A 19,039-nucleotide genomic window follows, 5' to 3' on the forward strand; every position below is an offset into this window, starting at 1 on the left:
AATTAAAGCATTAAATATTCTAATAAATGAATACTGAGAATTTAAACAAGTAGGTAATGGTGAATCTGTAAATTGACGGTGATTATAAAACATGAAAACACATCCTTATTATTTAATATTAGTACAAAGCTAATATAATTATATGAATATAACCTTAAGTTGTTATTAGTAATCAAATAAAAAATGTTATTCAAAAGTACATTTTTCAATAATAGTATTTCCATCTATTGCCTGAACGATCTCAAAATTATATCCTAAACTAAATTTTTTTAATTCTGGACTTGAAGTTCCAACACAATATAATGTATATATTTTATCTGCATTCATCTTAACGTTTTTACTTAATATTTGACCAATTTCATCTGATGCAAAAACTTCTAATATATAATTTCCTATAAGAATATCTATATATTCACTTCCGTTGTTACTTTCTACTTGTCTGCCTAATTTATATCCATCTAATGCCATAAGAAATATTAGTGGATTTGGAGTTAAATTATAAAATCTAACAACTGATTTATTAGGTGTTGTTTTTTTTTCAACATTATCTATTATAGGTACTAGTTTTAAATTATTTGAATCTCCTGTAATTGCAAGGGTCATTAATTGACCTCCTATCATCTGTACATCATTAACTTCAAGAATAGGATTATCTTTAGTATTAGCCAAATAAACTTGAATACTATATTTTTCTCCACGTGCAGGTACATAAGAGCTAATTTGTAATGCTTTTAAACCTTTAGCTAATAAAAATTCATTATTTATATATACATCTAAAGCTTCTGATTCAATTAAAGCATTAAATATTCTAATAAATGAATATTGAGAATTTAAACAAGGAGGTAATGGAGTATCTATAGATTGACGGTGATTATAAAACATAAAAACACATCCTTATTATTTAATATTAGTGGGAAACTAATATAATTATATGAATATAAATAAAAATTGTTATAAATAGAAGGGTTTAATATTTATATAAAACATGTAGGCTTTAAAAATGAAAAATTTAACTGTTCTAGGCATTAACTATTAAGAAGAAACTAAAAAGTGTAAGACGATGGAAGATGTAGTTGAAATAAAAAAATATTACTGGAATTTATTATTTCCAGTAATATTAGGTATTTAAAGATTATACTTTTTATTCTTCATAAGATAAAATATAATTTTTATCACTTACTTGATATATTTTTTCAATTTCCTCAGAAATTATATTTTCTAAATTATCATTATAAGAAAGTTTAGCGCATATACCGCAATTAGAACTTAATTTTCTAGGTACAGGCATAAGTTCGCAGATTATATAATTTTTTTTGCAAAATCTGTTGAACTTAATAGCTCCTGAGTGTGTAAAAAATATTGCTATGTATTCTTTCATTATATTTCCTCGCTTTATTTTTTAGCAGATATTATATAATCTTCATCCATTTCTTTTATTTCATATTTATATCCTTCATATTCTAAAAATCTTGATATATTATTTACAGCAGTATTATCATCAGCAATTATTTGAACACTCTCAGGATTAGATTGTATTGCATTTTTTGTCATAAGAACAGGCTGAGGACAAGACATTCCTCTTACATCAATTTTACTCAATTTTAAGCAACTCCTTTCGTTTTAGTTTTAGAAGTAACCATTTCAGAGTTTAAATAAGATATTAAGCCAACAACTACAAGGCAAACTATAACAGCTATTTGTCCATTAGAAGAAGGACCTTCAGGACTTGAAGCTAAACCAAAGTTATGACAAATTGCAGCTCCCACAAGCATTCCTATAACTGTAATTACTGAATCCGTATTACCCTCACCAGATAATATTAGTTGTCTTAAAGGACATCCACCAAGTAAGACACTAGCCCATCCAACTAAAGTCATTCCTAAAAAGTTCCATAAACCATCAGAGTGAGCAATAGGTTGAGCTTCAAATCCAATGTTAAAGTAACCTAAAGCTATATTACCTATTAATGTAAATAATAATATAGAGATAAAACCAGATATTAAATATGTATCTTTAAATAATATTAAATCTCTTATTCCACCAACCATACAAAGTCTTGTTCTTTGGGCAAGGATACCAACTACTAGTCCAGAAACTAATGATATAATAATTGGAGCATGCATAGAACCTGGGCCTTTTGCACTAAAGAAAATAAAAGTGGGTGCTGATACTAGTAAGAATATTAAAGCTATGTTTATTAATGGGAAAATATATCCTTCAGATTTAGGCATTTTATAATTTCTTTTAAGTGTAAAACCTTTGTTTAAGAAGAATATACCTAAAACTATACCGAAAGCAAAGCCTGCAATCCCAACAATAGCATTTAAATCTCCACCACCAAGTCTTAAAACCATTCTAAGCGGACAACCTAAAAACATTAAAGCTCCAATCATTAAAACAATACCAAGAGTAAATCTAATAAATGGAGAAGATCCCCCTTTTACATTAAATTCTTTTCTTGAAATAGCCATTATAAATGCACCTAAAACCAATCCCATTACTTCGGGTCTTAAATATTGAACAACTTCTGCTCTGTGAAATCCTAATCCACCTGATATGTCTCGTATAAAACATGCTACACAGAATCCCATATTTATAGGGTTTCCAAGTTTAACTAACAACACTGAAATAATACCGACAATGGCACCTGTAAATATAATTCCTTTTTTAGTTTCCATTAAAATAATACACCTCCTATAATAATAAATTGTTATACGTATGTTATATATATAACAATAATACATATTTAATTTACCAAAATATACAAAAAAAGTTAAATACAAAAAACCTATAATAGCATATGCCATTATAGGTTTTTTGTATTACTATATAAATGAAAATTAGTATAAAATAAAATTTAATGATAATATTGGTATTTAATGGTAGGGGGGATATGAATGGCCGAAGTATATTTAGATAATGGAGCAACTTCTTTTCCAAAAGCACCAGGTGTTATTGAAAGTATGGTAAATTATTTAAATAATGTAGGGTGTAATGTTAATCGAGGAGTCTACAATTCTTCTTTTGAAGCTGAAAATATAGTATTTGAAACTAGAGAATTAATTTGTGAATTATTTAATTTTAATAAAGAAGAAAATGTAGTTTTTACAAAAAATATTACAGAAAGTTTGAATGTATTAATAAAGGGCTTACTTAAACAAGGAGACCATGTTGTTGTGTCATCTATGGAACATAATGCAGTTATGAGACCTATTAATTCTTTAGTAAAAAAAGGAGTAGAATTTTCTAGGGTGCATTGTAATGAATATGGAGAGTTAGACCCTCAAGATTTTAAAAAATACATAAAATCAAATACAAAAGCTGTTGTAATGACACATGCATCAAATGTATGTGGAACAATATTAAATCTTGAAGAAGTAGGAAAAATTTGCAAAGAAAATGATATATTTTTTATTATAGATACTGCTCAAACAGCTGGTTTTTTAAATATAGACTATAATAAGCTTAATGCAGATGCGATAGCTTTTACGGGACATAAATCACTTTTGGGTCCTCAGGGAATAGGTGGATTTGTTATAAATGATAGATTGGTTAATGAAATATCTACTTTTATAGATGGTGGAACAGGAAGTTTATCAGAACATGAAGTTCATCCAGTTTATATGCCAGATAAATTTGAAGCAGGAACTTTAAATATTCCTGGTATTTATGGTTTGAATGCATCTTTAAAATATCTGTTTAAAGAAGGAATAGATTATATAAGAGAAAAAGAATTATATCTTTTGGACATGTTTTTAAAAGAAATCAAGAACATAGAAAATGTAAGACTGATAGGTAAAGATAATATACAAGGAAGAACAGCTTTAGCATCTATAGATCTTAAACAGCACGATAATGCAGATATATCCTATAAATTATATAAAGATTTTGGAATTATGACAAGATGTGGACTTCATTGTGCACCTTCAGCACATAAGACGTTAAAAACTTTTCCAAATGGTACAATAAGATTTAGTTTTAGTCATTTTAATATAATAGATGAGGTTAATTATACTATTGAAAGTATTAATAAATGTTTGAAAGATATATAATTAAAAGGATTTATAAACCATCAAAAGATTACTTTAAGTAATCTTTTTTTTATTAAACAATACTTTAACAAGTTAGAATGTTAGTTAAAAATTTTGCATATTATTTCATAAATATAAATTTATATTTAACTATATTTAGTAAAATTAATGTTTGTCTAAAAAAATTAAACATTAAGGAGGGGATTTTGTTGGGCCATGAGAAAGTTTGTTGTAATTGTGGAGGAGAAGACATAAGAATTGAAAAAGTAAAGGAAATTATCAAAAAAAATAAAGATATAAAAGGTGGATTAATTCCTATACTTCATGAAATACAAATTATATTTGGATATTTACCAGAGGAAGCTTTAAAAATAGCTTCAGAAGAATTAGATATTTCTATGTCTGAAATTTATGGAGTTGCAACATTTTATTCACAATTTACTTTAGAACCAAAAGGTGAACATATAATTAAGGTTTGTTTAGGTACAGCGTGTTATGTAAAAGGAGCGCAGGATATTTTAGATAGATTATGCAGTGTATTAGATGTAGAAGTTGGAAAGACAACTAAAGATGGAAAATTTACTATAGAAGCCGCTAGATGCCTAGGAGGATGTGGGCTAGCTCCAATTCTTATGGTAGATGATAAGGTATATGGAAGATTAATTCCAGATGATGTAATTAGAATAGTTGAAGAATACAAATAATTAGATATTATGGCACTTAATTGGGGGGAAAGTAATGAAAACTATACAAAACCTTGAAGAAATAAGAAAAAATACTTTTGATAGAGTAAATCAGGGTATGAACAGAAAAAATACTAGAATCGTAGTAGGTATGTCTACTTGTGGAATAGCGGCAGGAGCGCAAGAAGTTTATGAAGCTATATTAGATGAAATTAACAAGCTAGGATTGACTAATGTAATAGTTGCTAAGACAGGATGTATAGGTGTATGCAAATTAGAGCCAATTGTTGAAGTTATAAGACCAGGGGAAGAAAAGGTTACATACGTTAACATGTCACCGTATAAAGGACGTAGAGTAGTAGCTAGTCATGTACTTACAGGGGTCATCAGAGACGAATATATAATGCATGTAATTAAAGGTAAAATTCTCAATGATTATACATTAGAAAATGATTAAAGGGGGATAAATATGGAAGTTTACCGTTCTCAAGTACTTGTCTGTGGAGGAACAGGATGTACTTCTCCACAATCAGCAGATATTTATAGAAATCTTAAATCAGAAATAAGAAGACATAAATTAAATCATGAAATTGAAGTACTAAAAACAGGATGTTTGGGACTTTGTGAGTTAGGGCCTATAGTTGTAATTTATCCAGAGGGTGTTTTATACCGTAATGTAGGTGCTAATGATATTAAAGAATTAGTAGAATCTCATTTTATCCATAATGAAATACTTGAAAGACTTGCTTACAAAACAGGTGAGGGAGAAGGTAAAATAAGAAATTTAAATGAGTTAGACTTTTTCAAAAAGCAAATGAGAATAGCTTTAAGAAATTGTGGAATTATTGATCCAGAAAATATAGATGAATATATAGCTTTTGATGGATACATGGCACTTGAAAAGGTATTAACTTCAATGAAGCCATCGGATGTTATAAATGTTATTAAAGAATCAGGGTTAAGAGGTAGAGGGGGAGGAGGTTTCCCAACAGGTGTTAAGTGGTCCTTTGCAGCATCACAGAATAATGATGAAAAATATATAATTTGTAATGCAGATGAAGGAGATCCAGGTGCATTTATGGATAGATCTGTTCTTGAAGGAGATCCTCATTCATTAATAGAAGCAATGACTATAGGTGGGTACGCCATTGGATCAAATAAGGGATTTATATATGTTAGAGCAGAATACCCTTTAGCTGTTGAAAGACTTGAAATGGCTATAAACCAAGCTATAGAGTACGGTTTACTTGGAGAAGATATTTTGGGAACAGGATTTAAATTTGATATAGAAATAAGACTTGGAGCAGGTGCTTTTGTATGTGGAGAAGAAACTGCCCTTATGCAGTCTATTGAAGGTAAAAGAGGAATGCCAATGCCAAAACCACCATTTCCAGCAGTAAGTGGACTTTGGGGTAAACCTACTGTTATAAATAATGTAGAGACTTTTGCTAATATAGTACCTATTATTTTAAAAGGGTCAGATTGGTTTAAAAGCATAGGAACACCAAAAAGTTCAGGAACAAAGGTTTTTGCTCTAGGAGGTAAAATTACTAATACAGGACTTATAGAAATTCCTATGGGAACTACATTAAAAGAAGCTATATTTGATATAGGCGGAGGCATACCAAATGGAAAGGAATTTAAAGCAGTTCAAACAGGAGGACCTTCAGGAGGATGTATTCCAGAAAAACATATTGACACACCTATTGAATATGATACATTAACTGCCCTTGGCTCAATGATGGGTTCTGGTGGAATGATAGTTATGGATGAAGATAACTGTATGGTAGATGTAGCAAGATTTTTCTTGGATTTTACTAAGGATGAGTCTTGTGGGAAATGTACTCCTTGTAGAATAGGAACTAAAAGATTGCTTGAAATTTTAGAAGATATTACAAAGGGAAAAGCAGAAAGTGAAGATATAGGTAAGCTTGAAGAGTTAGCATCAGGAATTAAAAAGGGATCTTTATGCGGTCTTGGTCAAACTGCTCCAAATCCTATACTTTCAACTTTAAATTACTTTAAAGAAGAATATATTGCTCATATTGAAAACAAAAAATGTCCAGCGAAGGTTTGTAGACCTCTTGTAAAATACGTTATTTTAGAAGATAAATGTAAAGGATGCGGACTATGTACGCGAAATTGTAATATTGGTGCTATTAGTGGAAAGCTACAAGAAACTCATGTAATAGATAGCGATTTATGTGTAAAATGTGGAATGTGTATGCATGTATGCAGATTTAAAGCTATTGTTAAAATTTAATTTATGGGAATGAGAGGTGAGTATTATGGAAATGGTGAGATTGAATATAGATGGAATAAATGTAGAAGTTCCTAAAGGAACAACGGTACTTGAAGCAGCAAAACTAGTAGGAATTAAGATACCTACCTTATGCTATTTAAAAGAAATTAATGAAGTTGCTAGCTGTAGAGTTTGTGTAGTAGAAGTAGGTCAAAAATTAATAGCATCATGTACACTTGTTGCTGAAAATGATATGGTTGTAAAAACAAATACTGAATCTGTAAGAGAAGTAAGAAAAATGGTAGTGGAATTATTGTTATCAAACCATAAGAGAGAATGTACTACTTGTATTAGAAGTGAAAACTGTGATTTACAAAGAATAGCAAAGGAATTAAACATTAGAGATATTAGATACAACGGAGAAAAGAGCAATGTAAAAACGGATTCTTCTTATTCGCTAGTAAGAGACCCAGAAAAATGTATTCTTTGTGGTAGATGTATAGCAACTTGTAAAAATATTCAAAGTGTAAATGCTATTAATTTTTCACAAAGAGGATTTGATACAAATATAGGGACAGCGTATGAAAGACCTATAGAAGATTCTGTATGTGTTAACTGTGGTCAATGTATAATGGCTTGTCCTGTAGGAGCGTTACATGAAAAAGAAAGCATAAAAGATGTTTGGAAAGCTATTGAAAATCCTAATAAGTATGTAGTTGTTCAAACTGCACCAGCAGTAAGGATAGCGTTAGGCGAAGAATTTGGTATGCCTATTGGTAGTAGAGTTACGGGTAAAATGGTTACGGCATTAAGAAAATTAGGTTTTAATAAAGTATTTGATACAGATTTTGCGGCTGACCTTACAATAATGGAGGAAGGAACAGAATTGTTAAATAGATTAAGTAAGGGTGGAGTACTTCCTCTTATGACATCATGTTGTCCTGGATGGGTAAAATTTGTAGAACATAATTATCCAGATATGATTGATAATTTATCTACTTGCAAGTCACCTAGTGAAATGCAAGGAGCATTAATTAAAAGTTATTTTGCAGATAAGATGAAAATAGATCCTAAAGATATAGTTGTAGTTTCTATTATGCCTTGTATTGGTAAAAAATTTGAAGGGGAAAGAGAAGAATTATCTAATGATGGAATGAATGATGTAGATTATGTATTAACTACAAGAGAGTTAGCACAAATGATAAAAGAAGTAGCTATTGACTTTGTAAATTTAAATGATGAAAAATTTGATGACCCATTAGGAGAGTCTACTGGTGCAGGTGTTATATTTGGAGCTACTGGAGGAGTTGCAGAAGCTGCTTTAAGAACTATATTTGAAATAGTAGGTCAAAAGGAAATTGATCAAATAGAGTATACAGTTGTTAGAGGATTAGATGGAATAAAAGAAGCTTCAGTAGAATTACCTGATGGTAGAATTATTAAAACTGCTGTTGTACACGGTTTAGGTAATGCTAGAAAAGTATTAGAATTAATAAAAAAAGGCGAGAAACACTATGACTTTATTGAAGTTATGTCATGTCCAGGAGGATGTGTAACTGGAGGAGGTCAGCCAATAGTTGATTCAAAGATAAGAGAGAAAATAGATATAAAAAAAGAAAGAGCAAAAGCTATATATGATGAGGATAAATCCTTGCCTATTAGAAAATCACACAAAAACCCATGTATAATAAAGATATATGATGAGTTTTTAGGACAGCCAAATGGGTCATTAAGTCATAAGCTGCTTCATACTCACTATATAAAAAGAGAAAAATTTTAACTAAAAAGGAAGTGGAAACACTTCCTTTTTAGTATGGTGTTTCTGGCATGGGCAACAACTTGACGGTGAAAGTTCATTGTAGGCTTGTTAAGAATAGACGAGTTTTCATCGAAAACAAAGTCTAACGCTATCCGAATACTCAGCAGGTTTAACGGACTATGTATTAAACTTTAAGTTTGATAACTGTGCTTTAAACAGATGTAATGAATAGATAAATAAAAGGCGGAAAATAAAAACTAGATATGATATAAGAATATTGACAAAAAAATATAAAAGATGTACAATCTAAATGAAATATGTAAATTTTTCCACATGATATAACTAAAATATAAGTTTTTTATGGTATGTGAAAAATTAATTATAATATATTGGCTATGAAAGTTAATTATCTCCTTGATGAACAAGGAGATTGAAAAATTAATTATAATGTATTGGCTATGAAAGCCCATTATCTCCTTGATGAACAAGGAGATGATGGGCTTTTTATATTTTAAATTAAATTTACAATGAGGAGGGGGATATTGGGAAAATACATATTTAGACGGATGATTTATTTAATTCCAGTAATAATAGGAGTTTCTATTATTACATTTGGACTCAGTCAGATAGCCCCAGGGGATCCTGCTGAGATTATTTTAAGAGAGAATGGAATTGAACCTACAAAAGAAGCTATTCAACATTTAAGAGAACAATTAAAAATAAATGATCCAATCATAAAACAATATGTTAGATGGTTTTTGAATGTATTGAATGGAGATTTAGGTAATTCATTTTATACGAAACAACCAGTTTTGCAAGAGATTACTTCTAGACTTCCTGCTACTTTTGAATTAGCTATTTTTTCTTACATTTTAACGATTATTATTTCATTTCCTTTAGGAATTTTTTCTGCTATCTATAAGAATACATGGATAGATAATTTAAGCAGATGCTTTGCATTTATAGGTTCATCAATGCCTTCATATTGGTTAGGGTTAATATTAATTTATTTTTTATCTGTAAAATTATCTATATTTCCTGTAATGGGTAGAGGAACCTTAAAGCATTTATTATTACCTGCATTAACACTTGCTCTAGGCATGGCTTCTACATATGCAAGACTGTTGAGAGGGAGTATGTTAGAAGTTTTAGGAGAAGACTTCATATTGTCTGCTAGAGCTAGAGGAATAAGAGAATTTATAGTGATTTATTATAATGCATTAAAAAAGGCTTTGTTACCAGTTGTTACTTCATTAGGAATAAGTTTTGGATATTTATTGGGAGGAACTGTTATAGTCGAAAATATTTTTGCATGGCCTGGTGTTGGGCAACTTTTAGTAGAGGCTATTTTTACTAGAGATTATCCTGTTATTCAGGGATATGTACTTTGGATGTCTATTATATTTGTATTTGTAAATTTAATTGTAGACATTTTATACAAATTTTTAGATCCTAGGATTTCAATTCAAAAAGGGAGTAACGAATGAAAATAAACAAAAAAATAAAAGATGATAAACTAGCATTTATAGGTCTAATAATTATTTTACTTATAGTTATCATGGGTATATTTGCTAATTATATAGCTCCGAATAACCCAATAGAAGTAGATTTAAGCAAAAGGTTAGAACAGCCAGGTAACATATATCCATTGGGAACAGATCATTTAGGAAGATGTATTTTATCTAGACTTATCTATGGAATAAGAATTTCACTAGGGACTTCTTTTATTTTACTATTTATAATTTTAACTATAGGTATAAGTATTGGATTAATAGCAGGATATTTTGGAGGGATTATTGATGAGGTTATTATGAGAGCTATTGACATAATATTGGCATTTCCAGGACTTATTTTAGATATTGCTATTGCCGGAATTTTAGGTCCAAGCCTTGTTAATTTAATGATTGCTATAGCTTCTGTACAATGGGTAGGTTATGCAAGAATAATAAGGGGGATGGTACTTTCAATTAAAGAACAAGAGTTTGTTTTAGCAGCTAGGGTGATGGGAAATTCTGATTTTAAAATTATTACAAAACATATTCTTCCAAATATAATTTCTCAAATCATTATTTTAGCAACTTTGGATATGGGTTCAATAATTTTAAGAATTTCTGGATTATCTTTTCTTGGATTAGGTGCTCAACCACCTACTCCTGAGTGGGGTGCAATGCTTAATGATGCTAGACCATATATGCAAATAGCTCCATGGCTTATGATTTTTCCAGGGGCAAGTATTTTAGTTGTTGTGATGTCATTTAATCTTTTTGGAGATGGATTAAGAGATTTACTTGATCCAAAATAATTATTAGGGGGAAACGTTATTATGGAAAAAATAATAAAAAAATATTGGGACAATAGGGCTAACACATATAGTGAGTCAATAAGAGATGAACTTTGTAGTTTTAAAAAAGAAGCATGGAAAGAGTTAATTAAAAAGGGAGTAGGCGAAAAGAAGAATATAGAAGCTTTAGATTTAGGAACTGGACCAGGTTTTTTTGCCATTATAATGAGTGAACTAGGATATAATGTAACTGCTGTTGACTGTTCACATGAAATGATACAGGAGGCAAAAGAAAACGCAAAAATATCAGATGTAAATATAAACTTTATTGAAGGTGATATTGAAAATTTAGATTTACCTAGAGAAAAATTTGATTTAATTGTGTGTAGAAATCTTACTTGGACTCTAAAAAATCCAGAAAGTACATATGAAAAATGGAATAGTTTGATAAAAAAAGAAGGAAGATTACTAATATTTGATGCTAATTGGTATTTAAGATTGTCAAATCCTACTATTCAAGAAGAGTATGATAAAACTCAAAGATTACTTGAAGATATGGGATATAAACCAAAGGTAAAAAAAGAACAAAAAAAAGAGTGTGAAAATATAGCCAGAAAGCTTCCTTTAACTTATGAGATACGTCCTATATGGGACAAAAAAGTACTTCTTAATTGTGGATTTAAAAAAGTGGAAATTGATACAGATATAAATAACAAAATATATACAGAAAAAGAAAAGATAGCCTATAAATATAGTCCAATGTTTTGTATAGGTGCTTTTAAATAAAAAACAAAGGAGATTATGATATGAAAAATATTTCTAAAAAAATTAGTCTATTAATATGCATTATTTCTGTAATTTCGATGATAATGTGTGGATGTGGAGTAAGTAAACAAGGTCAAAGTACAAATTCTTCAGAAACTAAAGAAATAGTTTGTGGTAGTAGTTTTCAACCAAAAGGAATCGATCCAGCAGTAGATTGGAATGGATGGTATTCTGTAAAATATGGGTTAGGAGAAACTCTTGTTAAAACAAATGACAAAATGGAAATAGAACCGTGGATAGCTAAGGAATGGAATAAAATTGATGATACAACTTGGAGCATTATTATAAAAGATGGAGTTAAATTTAATGATGGAAGAGAAGTAAAAGGAGAAGATATAAAAATATCTTTAGAGAGAACTATTAGAATGAATGAAATGATGGCAAGTCTTTTAGATATTACTTCAATAGATGTAAAAGCAAATGAGCTTATTATAAAAAATAATAAACCAAATCCAACATTTATATCTTCATTAGCAATGCCTCTTACTACGATTCATGATGCTAAGGCTGCTGATGAAAATAATGAAGATTTTATCAAAAATCCCATTTTAACAGGACCATTTACTCTAAAAGAGTATGCTAAAGATAATCAAGTTATTGTTGTTAAAAATGAAAATTATTGGGGAGAAAAGTCTAATTTAGATAAGGTTACTTTTAAGTACATACCAGATAGTAATACAAGAGTGATGGCTTTACAATCAGGTGAAATCCAAATTGCAGATAATGTTCCTTCTGAAAATATAGAGTTTTTATCTAAAGATGAAAAATATGAAATACTAAGCGAATCAACACTTCGTACACATATGATTATCTTAAATGAAGATACTGAAATTTTTAAGGATGAGAATGTTAAAAGAGCTATAAATATGGGATTTGATAGAGATGAAATTGTGCAAAAACTAATGCAAGGTTCAGGAATTTCAGCTATAGGACCATTTCCTTCAATATTACCTTTTGGAAGTGAAAAAATAAATGCATATAAGTATGATGTAGATACTGCTAATAAGCTTTTAAATGAATCAGGATGGATAATGAATGATAATAATATAAGAGAAAAGAATGGTAAAAAATTAGAATTTAACTGCTTATGTTATAATAGTCGTCCAGAATTACCAGTTATTTTAGAAGCTATACAAGGACAACTAAATAAAATAGGAATTTCAATGACTATAACAAATGTAGAAAATATGACCGAAGAGTTAGAAAAAGGAAATTTTGAAGCAGCAGTATATAGTATGAATACATCTCCTACTGGAGATTCTCAATATTTCTTAGATTCTGTATTTAAAACAGGTGCAGATAGCAATTTTGGAAAATATAGCAACAAAAAATTAGATGAATTAATTGAAAAATTAAGAACTACTTTTGACATAAATGAAAGAAATAATATCACTCAACAAGCGCAACAGATTATAGTAGATGATTCAGACTTTATATTCTTAGTTTATCCAAAAACAAGTATGGCTATAAACAAAGAAGTAAAAGGATTAAAGTTATCTCCTATAGAGTATTATATGCTAACTCAAGAAGTAGATAGAATGAAGTAAATATGAAGGACTAGATAAAATGGAAGATAAAGTATTAAAAATAAAAAATCTATCCGTAGAATTCTCAACTTCTGGAGAGTCTTTTAAAGTGGTTAATGATGTTAATTTAGAACTTGAAAAGGGTGAAATTTTGGGATTAGTTGGAGAAAGTGGTTGTGGAAAAACAACCACTGCTTTATCCATATTAGGATTACTACCAAAGAATGCAAAAATTACAGGTGGAGAAATTCTATTTGAAGGGAAAAATTTACTTTTACTTTCTAAAGAAGAGTTAAGAAAAATTCGTGGAAAAGATATTGGAATAATATCTCAAAATTCTATGTCAAATTTAAATCCGATAAGAAAGATAAAAAAACAGTTTATAGAAAGTATTCGTACTCATGTAGATATATCTAAAAAGGAAGCACATGAAATAGCTTGTGAAATGCTACAAAAGGTAAATTTATCAGATCCTGAAAGAATAATGAATCAATATTCTTTTCAACTTAGTGGAGGAATGAGACAGAGAGTAATGATTGCTATGGCCATTGCTTTAAGACCAAAAATATTAATTGCTGATGAACCAACAACAGCTTTAGATGTTACAGTGCAAGCTCAGATACTAGAGGAAATAGATAAGTTAAGAAAAGATTTTGGAATAAGCATAATATTTGTTTCTCACAATTTAGGAATTATAAGTCAATTAGCTGATAGAATAGGTGTAATGTATGCCGGTGAAATCGTTGAATATGGTTTTATATCATCTGTATTTAATAATCCAATCCATCCATATACAAAAGGATTATTAGAGTCTGTTCCTAAAATTGAAAATGCAAAGAAAATACTAAAAGCAATTAGGGGAAATCCTCCTGATTTATCAAAAAAACATTTTGGGTGTTTATTTTATCCAAGGTGTGATTATGTAATGGATACATGTAGATGCAAAAAACCTAAGTTAATAAAAATAAAGGAAGACTCAATGGGAGCATGTCATCTAATTAATAAAAATTCTTTAGGTAATAAGATTATTAATTTATAAATATATAATAAGTAATATAAAAAGAAAAATATGTAATTACGTACATAAAAGACTGGAAGAAGGCGCTTTTAAAGAATTAGAAAAATTAAAATTAGGAATTATAACTTGGAGAGTAGATTAGAATAGTAACTTTAAAAATAATCTAACATCTTCAAAATGGCTTCTGTATTAACAGGAGCCATTTTGCATAGTTTATCATTAAAAAGTTTATTATCATATTATTTAATAGTAGATTCAGAATATATAGAATAGTAAATTAAAATTATATTTATTTAAATTATAGAACATAGTTGTTTTAGATGACCATGTCTTTTTATATTGAATTAAAATGTAGATACAAATTATATCTTATTGAATAATCTGTAAATATAAAATAAAATGAATGTGGGGTGAGATTATTTATGAATAATGGGAATTTTTATAGGGAGATTATAAAACAGTCTCCGTTTGGATATTTTTATGGTCAATTAATCAAAGATAATAATGGGAAAGTTAATGATTTTACAATATTAGATATAAATTCTAAATTTGAAAATATAGTTAAATTAAAAGAAAAAGATATTTTAGGAAAAAGTGTATTAGATATTTTACCGTCTTTTATTAATGAAAGTTTTAACTGGCTTAGTTTTTTTGAAAATATAAAACTTAACGGAGAAAGTAGTGCTACAGAGCAATTTATAAAATCTTTCAATGGGTGGTTTAAAGTACATGTTTTTTATTATAAAGAGGATTACTTTGTAATACAGCTAATAGAGATACATAAAGAAGATGAATTTATGAAGGTTTTAATAGATAGCTTACCTTTTACTGCTTGGGCTAAGGATAAAGATGGTAAATATATTTATGTTAACAAAAAATATGAGAAAGAAAGAGGACTTAAATTTGATGATATAATAGGTAAAACTGATTTTCAAGTTTGGCCTCTTGATTTAGCAAGGCAATTTAAAGAAGAAGACAAAGAAACAATGACAAGAGGAAATATAAAAAATATATATAAATTTTCTTTTAGTAACATATGGGTTGAATCCTATAAAGTAGCTGTGGATGATGAAGAAGGAAATATAATTGGAACTATAGGTTTTTCTATAAATATTAATGAAGAAAAAAAAATAAAAAGTCAGATAGAACAGAAAAATAAATTTTTAAAAATTTTAATTAATTCAATTCCTGACTATATTTTCTATAAGGATTTAAATGGAAAATATTTACTATTAAATGATAGCAGTGCTAGAGATTGTTATGGAAAAAGTGAAGATCAACTTATAGGAAAAAGTGATAGAGAATTAATTGAGGATAGAGAAGCTGTAGAAAGTTTTATATATCAGGATAAGGAAGTTGTTACAGAAGGTAAGATGAAGATATATGAAGAATCTATTACATTAACAAATGGTAATATTATAGATTGTGAAACTATAAAGGCTCCAGTTTTTGATGAAGATAATAATATAATTGGAATTTTAGGTATTTCAAGAGATATAACACATAGAACAATTGCAGAACAAAAGCTAAAGGAAAGTGAAGAAAAGTTCCGTCAGCTTGCAGAAAATATTGATGGTGTATTTTTGATAAGAGAAGGAAAAAAGATGATTTATGTAAGTCCAGGATATGAAAAAATATTCGGTAGAAGCTGTGAAAGTCTATATGAAAATATTGAATCCTTTGGGGATTCTGTTCATCCTGAAGATAAAGGCAAATATATAGATAATAAAAAAGGATATATTACTTCGAAAGATTGGGATAAGTTTTTAAATTCTATAGAAAATAAATATTTTGATGAAACTTTTAGGATAATAAGACCCGATGGAGAAACTAGATGGATATGGTTTAGAGGTTTTCCGATAAGAGATGAAAATGAAAATATAGCTAGAAAAGTAGGTATAATACAGGATATTACAACTACAAAGGAAGCTGAAAGGCAGCTTGAAAGGTTAAGAACTGAATTTTTTGCAAATCTATCACATGAGTTTAGAACACCTTTAAATTTAATATTTAGTTCACTACAAATGATAGAACTTAAATTAAAAGGAATTACTTGTGATAATATGACTAACTTTGCAAGGTATACAAATATTATTAGACAAAATAGCTTTAGACTTTTAAGGCTTGTTAACAATCTTATTGATACAACAAAAATTGATGCAGGTTATGCTGAGTATTGTTCTACAAACTACGATATAGTTAAGTATGTAAAAAACATATGTAATTCAGTAGCTGGATTTGCAAAGGAAAAGGATATAGAAGTTATATTTAATTCAGAAATAGAAGAAAAGATAATTTCTTTTGATTTAGATAAAATGGAAAGAATAATACTAAATTTATTGTCTAATGCTATTAAATATAATGTTTTAGGTGGAAAAATAGAGGTTTCTATATCTCCTAGTGAAGAGTTTATTGAAATTTATGTTAAAGATACAGGTATAGGTATACATGAAGACAAACTTCCTTATGTTTTTGAAAGGTTTAAGCAGGTACATAATAGATTAACTAAGGTTAGTGAAGGAAGCGGTATAGGACTATGCTTAGTTAAATCTCTTGTTGAAATGCATGGAGGTACAATTGAAGTAAAAAGTAATTTCGGTGAGGGTACAGAATTTATAGTAAAATTGCCTGATATTATAATGAATGAAAGTAAAGAAATAATGGTAAATAAAAATCAAATAGAATCAAATTCAAGGGTTGAAAGAGTACAAATAGAGTTCTCTGATATTTATGGGCTTAATATATAGTACAAACCAAGAGATTACTAAGTATTATTAGTAAGATCATAAAACGTTTAAATATAATTACATAGATAAAGTAATAATTTACAAATGACATGTTGAGATAAAATTAAACATGTCATTTTTGCTTATACTATGATCATTAAGTATATATTGAATAGAAATATATAAATAGTGGAAATATAATATGAATTTATACTTAATGAAATGTAGTTTGGAGGTGGATAATTATGAACTTATCAACGAAGATAAATGAGAATATAAAAGTGATAAAAGAAAAACTCCCAATAGAGAATAGCTTTGATATTATAGGTAGAGAGTTAATCATAGGAAATAAAGATGCTTATTTAGTATTTATAGATGGATTTGCAAAAGATGATATAATGCTATGGATACTTGAAACTCTGCAAAACTTAGAAGAAAATGAAATTAATATAGATACAATTACAACTCTTTTTAAAAAGAAAATAGCATATTTAGAAGTAGAAACATTTAAAGATGTTACACAGTTAGAATCAGCAGTTCTTTCAGGTGCATTATCATTAGTTATAGATGGAGAAGAAACTGGGCTTATAATTGATGCAAGGGAATATCCGGTAAGAGGTCCTCAGGAACCAGATTTAGAAAGAGTTACAAGGGGATCCAGAGATGGACTAGTAGAAACTATAATATTCAATACAGCTTTGATAAGAAGGAGAGTTAGAGATCCTAAACTTACATTTGAAATTACAAACGTAGGAGAAAGATCTAAAACAGACGTTGTATTTGCTTATATAGATGATTTAGCAGATAAAGATCTTTTAAATGAAATAAAGAAAAAAGTAGATGATATAAACATACCAAGTTTAATAATGGCAGAAAAAACATTAGATGAGCTAATGATTAAGAAAAAATGGTATAATCCATTGCCACAGGTTAGGTTTACTGAACGACCAGACGTTGTTGCAGCTCATCTTTTAGAGGGGCATATAGCAATTATTGTGGATACATCTCCAAGTGTTATGTTACTTCCAACAACATTATTTCATTTTACTCAACATGCAGAGGATTATTATCAAACCCCGCTTGTTGGAACATATATAAGATGGATTCGCTTTTTAGGAATGTTTTCAGCACTATTTTTACTTCCACTGTGGCTTTTACTTGTAAATAATAAAGAAATTCTACCAGTATATTTACAGTTTTTAGGAGCAAAGGAAACCTCAACTATTCCAATATTTGTACAGTTTATACTATTAGAATTTGGATTAGATTTACTTAAAGTTTCATCTATACATACACCGAGTACATTGTCTACATCTTTAGGTATTATAGGAGGTTTAATTTTAAGTGAGTTTGCTGTAAAGGTTGGTTTCTTTGTTCCAGAAACAATTTTATATATGGCTCTAGCGGCAATTGGAACATTTACTACTCCAAGTATAGAATTTGCACATGCAATTAGGATATTCAGACTTTTCCTTTTGATATTGACAGGGTTATTTGGAAATTATGGTTTCGCTGCTGGAACATTAATAATACTAATTATTATATTTACAACTAAAACTTTTAAAACAGCAAAAAAATATACATGGCCTCTATTCCCATTTGATGGAAATGCTTTATCTAATATATTATTTAGAAAACCCATAGTGCAAATAAAAAATAATAAAAAATAAATGAAAAGCTATATTATTTTTGAACTGAATGTGTAGTTTGTGAAGTTATAAAAAAATCTATTCTAGACGGTAGATAGATTTGGAATTGGTCATGGATATCAGCTTGAAATAAAACTATAAAAAAGGCCTAAAATCTAGAGTTTTAGGCTTTTTTATGTAAAGTATATATCAGAAAATTCTATATTTATTTTTTCTATTTTAGTATCTTGTTTCTTATATAGTTCTTTATAAGGGCTATAAGTTTCATCACAATCTAAGGTGTTAATAGGAAGCTTAAT

16 protein-coding genes are annotated in these 19,039 nt (G+C 28.7%); 12 read left to right on the forward strand and 4 right to left on the reverse strand.

Annotation, left to right across the window (positions count from 1 at the left end; genetic code table 11):
* Positions 1–186: 186 nt before the first annotated feature.
* The 4 genes from VLM92_RS05330 to yedE all read right to left on the reverse strand — a co-directional run bounded on the left by VLM92_RS05330 (position 187) and on the right by yedE (position 2,678).
* Entirely contained in the window at positions 187–882 is a 696-nt protein-coding gene (locus tag VLM92_RS05330; RefSeq protein ID WP_325275319.1) for a DUF4397 domain-containing protein, read from the reverse strand.
* A 259-nt stretch (positions 883–1,141) separates the two neighbouring features.
* On the reverse strand, positions 1,142–1,378 hold the full coding sequence (locus VLM92_RS05335; protein ID WP_325275320.1) for a DUF3343 domain-containing protein: 237 nt from the start codon (positions 1,376–1,378) through the stop codon (positions 1,142–1,144).
* A gap of 14 nt (positions 1,379–1,392) precedes the next feature.
* Complete coding sequence (locus VLM92_RS05340; protein ID WP_325275321.1) at positions 1,393–1,599, reverse strand: sulfurtransferase TusA family protein; 207 nt, start codon at positions 1,597–1,599, stop codon at positions 1,393–1,395.
* A gap of 2 nt (positions 1,600–1,601) precedes the next feature.
* A complete protein-coding gene (gene yedE / locus VLM92_RS05345) occupies positions 1,602–2,678 on the reverse strand; it encodes a YedE family putative selenium transporter (RefSeq protein WP_325275322.1) in 1,077 nt (358 codons plus the stop codon).
* Between the two features lie 219 nt (positions 2,679–2,897).
* On the opposite strand from yedE, the gene VLM92_RS05350 reads away from it, so the two are divergent.
* The 12 genes from VLM92_RS05350 to VLM92_RS05405 all read left to right on the forward strand — a co-directional run bounded on the left by VLM92_RS05350 (position 2,898) and on the right by VLM92_RS05405 (position 18,761).
* On the forward strand, positions 2,898–4,052 hold the full coding sequence (locus tag VLM92_RS05350; RefSeq protein WP_325275323.1) for an aminotransferase class V-fold PLP-dependent enzyme: 1,155 nt from the start codon (positions 2,898–2,900) through the stop codon (positions 4,050–4,052).
* Positions 4,053–4,240: 188 nt separating this feature from the next.
* Complete coding sequence (gene nuoE / locus VLM92_RS05355) at positions 4,241–4,735, forward strand: NADH-quinone oxidoreductase subunit NuoE (protein WP_325275324.1); 495 nt, start codon at positions 4,241–4,243, stop codon at positions 4,733–4,735.
* Between the two features lie 34 nt (positions 4,736–4,769).
* On the forward strand, positions 4,770–5,171 hold the full coding sequence (locus tag VLM92_RS05360; protein ID WP_325275325.1) for a (2Fe-2S) ferredoxin domain-containing protein: 402 nt from the start codon (positions 4,770–4,772) through the stop codon (positions 5,169–5,171).
* A 12-nt stretch (positions 5,172–5,183) separates the two neighbouring features.
* Complete coding sequence (locus VLM92_RS05365) at positions 5,184–6,977, forward strand: NADH-quinone oxidoreductase subunit NuoF (protein ID WP_325275326.1); 1,794 nt, start codon at positions 5,184–5,186, stop codon at positions 6,975–6,977.
* 25 nt (positions 6,978–7,002) lie between these two features.
* Positions 7,003–8,736, forward strand: coding sequence for an NADH-dependent [FeFe] hydrogenase, group A6 (locus VLM92_RS05370; RefSeq protein WP_325275327.1), 1,734 nt, complete (start codon positions 7,003–7,005; stop codon positions 8,734–8,736).
* A gap of 521 nt (positions 8,737–9,257) precedes the next feature.
* Positions 9,258–10,202: a nickel ABC transporter permease gene (nikB, locus tag VLM92_RS05375; RefSeq protein WP_325275328.1), complete on the forward strand. Its 945-nt coding sequence runs from the start codon at positions 9,258–9,260 to the stop codon at positions 10,200–10,202.
* A complete protein-coding gene (nikC, locus tag VLM92_RS05380) occupies positions 10,199–11,017 on the forward strand; it encodes a nickel ABC transporter permease subunit NikC (protein WP_325275329.1) in 819 nt (272 codons plus the stop codon). Before nikB ends, nikC begins: the two co-directional genes overlap by 4 nt.
* A gap of 21 nt (positions 11,018–11,038) precedes the next feature.
* The gene (locus VLM92_RS05385; protein WP_325275330.1) at positions 11,039–11,782 is read left to right on the forward strand and encodes a class I SAM-dependent methyltransferase; all 744 of its coding nucleotides are present in this window, start codon (positions 11,039–11,041) and stop codon (positions 11,780–11,782) included.
* Positions 11,783–11,802: 20 nt separating this feature from the next.
* Positions 11,803–13,368 (forward strand): ABC transporter substrate-binding protein, encoded by a 1,566-nt coding sequence (locus VLM92_RS05390; RefSeq protein WP_325275331.1) that lies wholly within the window; start codon positions 11,803–11,805, stop codon positions 13,366–13,368.
* Between the two features lie 19 nt (positions 13,369–13,387).
* Entirely contained in the window at positions 13,388–14,386 is a 999-nt protein-coding gene (locus tag VLM92_RS05395; protein ID WP_325275332.1) for an ABC transporter ATP-binding protein, read from the forward strand.
* 401 nt (positions 14,387–14,787) lie between these two features.
* Positions 14,788–17,112, forward strand: a complete 2,325-nt coding sequence (locus VLM92_RS05400) for a PAS domain S-box protein (protein ID WP_325275333.1) — start codon at positions 14,788–14,790, stop codon at positions 17,110–17,112.
* Positions 17,113–17,336: 224 nt separating this feature from the next.
* A complete protein-coding gene (locus tag VLM92_RS05405) occupies positions 17,337–18,761 on the forward strand; it encodes a spore germination protein (protein ID WP_325275334.1) in 1,425 nt (474 codons plus the stop codon).
* Positions 18,762–19,039 lie beyond the last annotated feature (278 nt).

It is taken from the genome of Romboutsia sp., assembly GCF_035470145.1.
In the GTDB taxonomy this organism is placed as follows: Bacteria; Bacillota; Clostridia; order Peptostreptococcales; family Peptostreptococcaceae; genus Romboutsia_D.

Coding starts and splice junctions, on each gene's coding strand:
- VLM92_RS05330 (WP_325275319.1), bottom strand. CDS start 882: ATGTTTTATAATCACCGTCAATCTATAGATACTCCATTACCTCCTTGT.
- VLM92_RS05335 (WP_325275320.1), bottom strand. CDS start 1,378: ATGAAAGAATACATAGCAATATTTTTTACACACTCAGGAGCTATTAAG.
- yedE (WP_325275322.1), bottom strand. CDS start 2,678: ATGGAAACTAAAAAAGGAATTATATTTACAGGTGCCATTGTCGGTATT.
- VLM92_RS05350 (WP_325275323.1), top strand. CDS start 2,898: ATGGCCGAAGTATATTTAGATAATGGAGCAACTTCTTTTCCAAAAGCA.
- VLM92_RS05360 (WP_325275325.1), top strand. CDS start 4,770: ATGAAAACTATACAAAACCTTGAAGAAATAAGAAAAAATACTTTTGAT.
- VLM92_RS05365 (WP_325275326.1), top strand. CDS start 5,184: ATGGAAGTTTACCGTTCTCAAGTACTTGTCTGTGGAGGAACAGGATGT.
- VLM92_RS05370 (WP_325275327.1), top strand. CDS start 7,003: ATGGAAATGGTGAGATTGAATATAGATGGAATAAATGTAGAAGTTCCT.
- nikC (WP_325275329.1), top strand. CDS start 10,199: ATGAAAATAAACAAAAAAATAAAAGATGATAAACTAGCATTTATAGGT.
- VLM92_RS05385 (WP_325275330.1), top strand. CDS start 11,039: ATGGAAAAAATAATAAAAAAATATTGGGACAATAGGGCTAACACATAT.
- VLM92_RS05390 (WP_325275331.1), top strand. CDS start 11,803: ATGAAAAATATTTCTAAAAAAATTAGTCTATTAATATGCATTATTTCT.
- VLM92_RS05395 (WP_325275332.1), top strand. CDS start 13,388: ATGGAAGATAAAGTATTAAAAATAAAAAATCTATCCGTAGAATTCTCA.
- VLM92_RS05400 (WP_325275333.1), top strand. CDS start 14,788: ATGAATAATGGGAATTTTTATAGGGAGATTATAAAACAGTCTCCGTTT.
- VLM92_RS05405 (WP_325275334.1), top strand. CDS start 17,337: ATGAACTTATCAACGAAGATAAATGAGAATATAAAAGTGATAAAAGAA.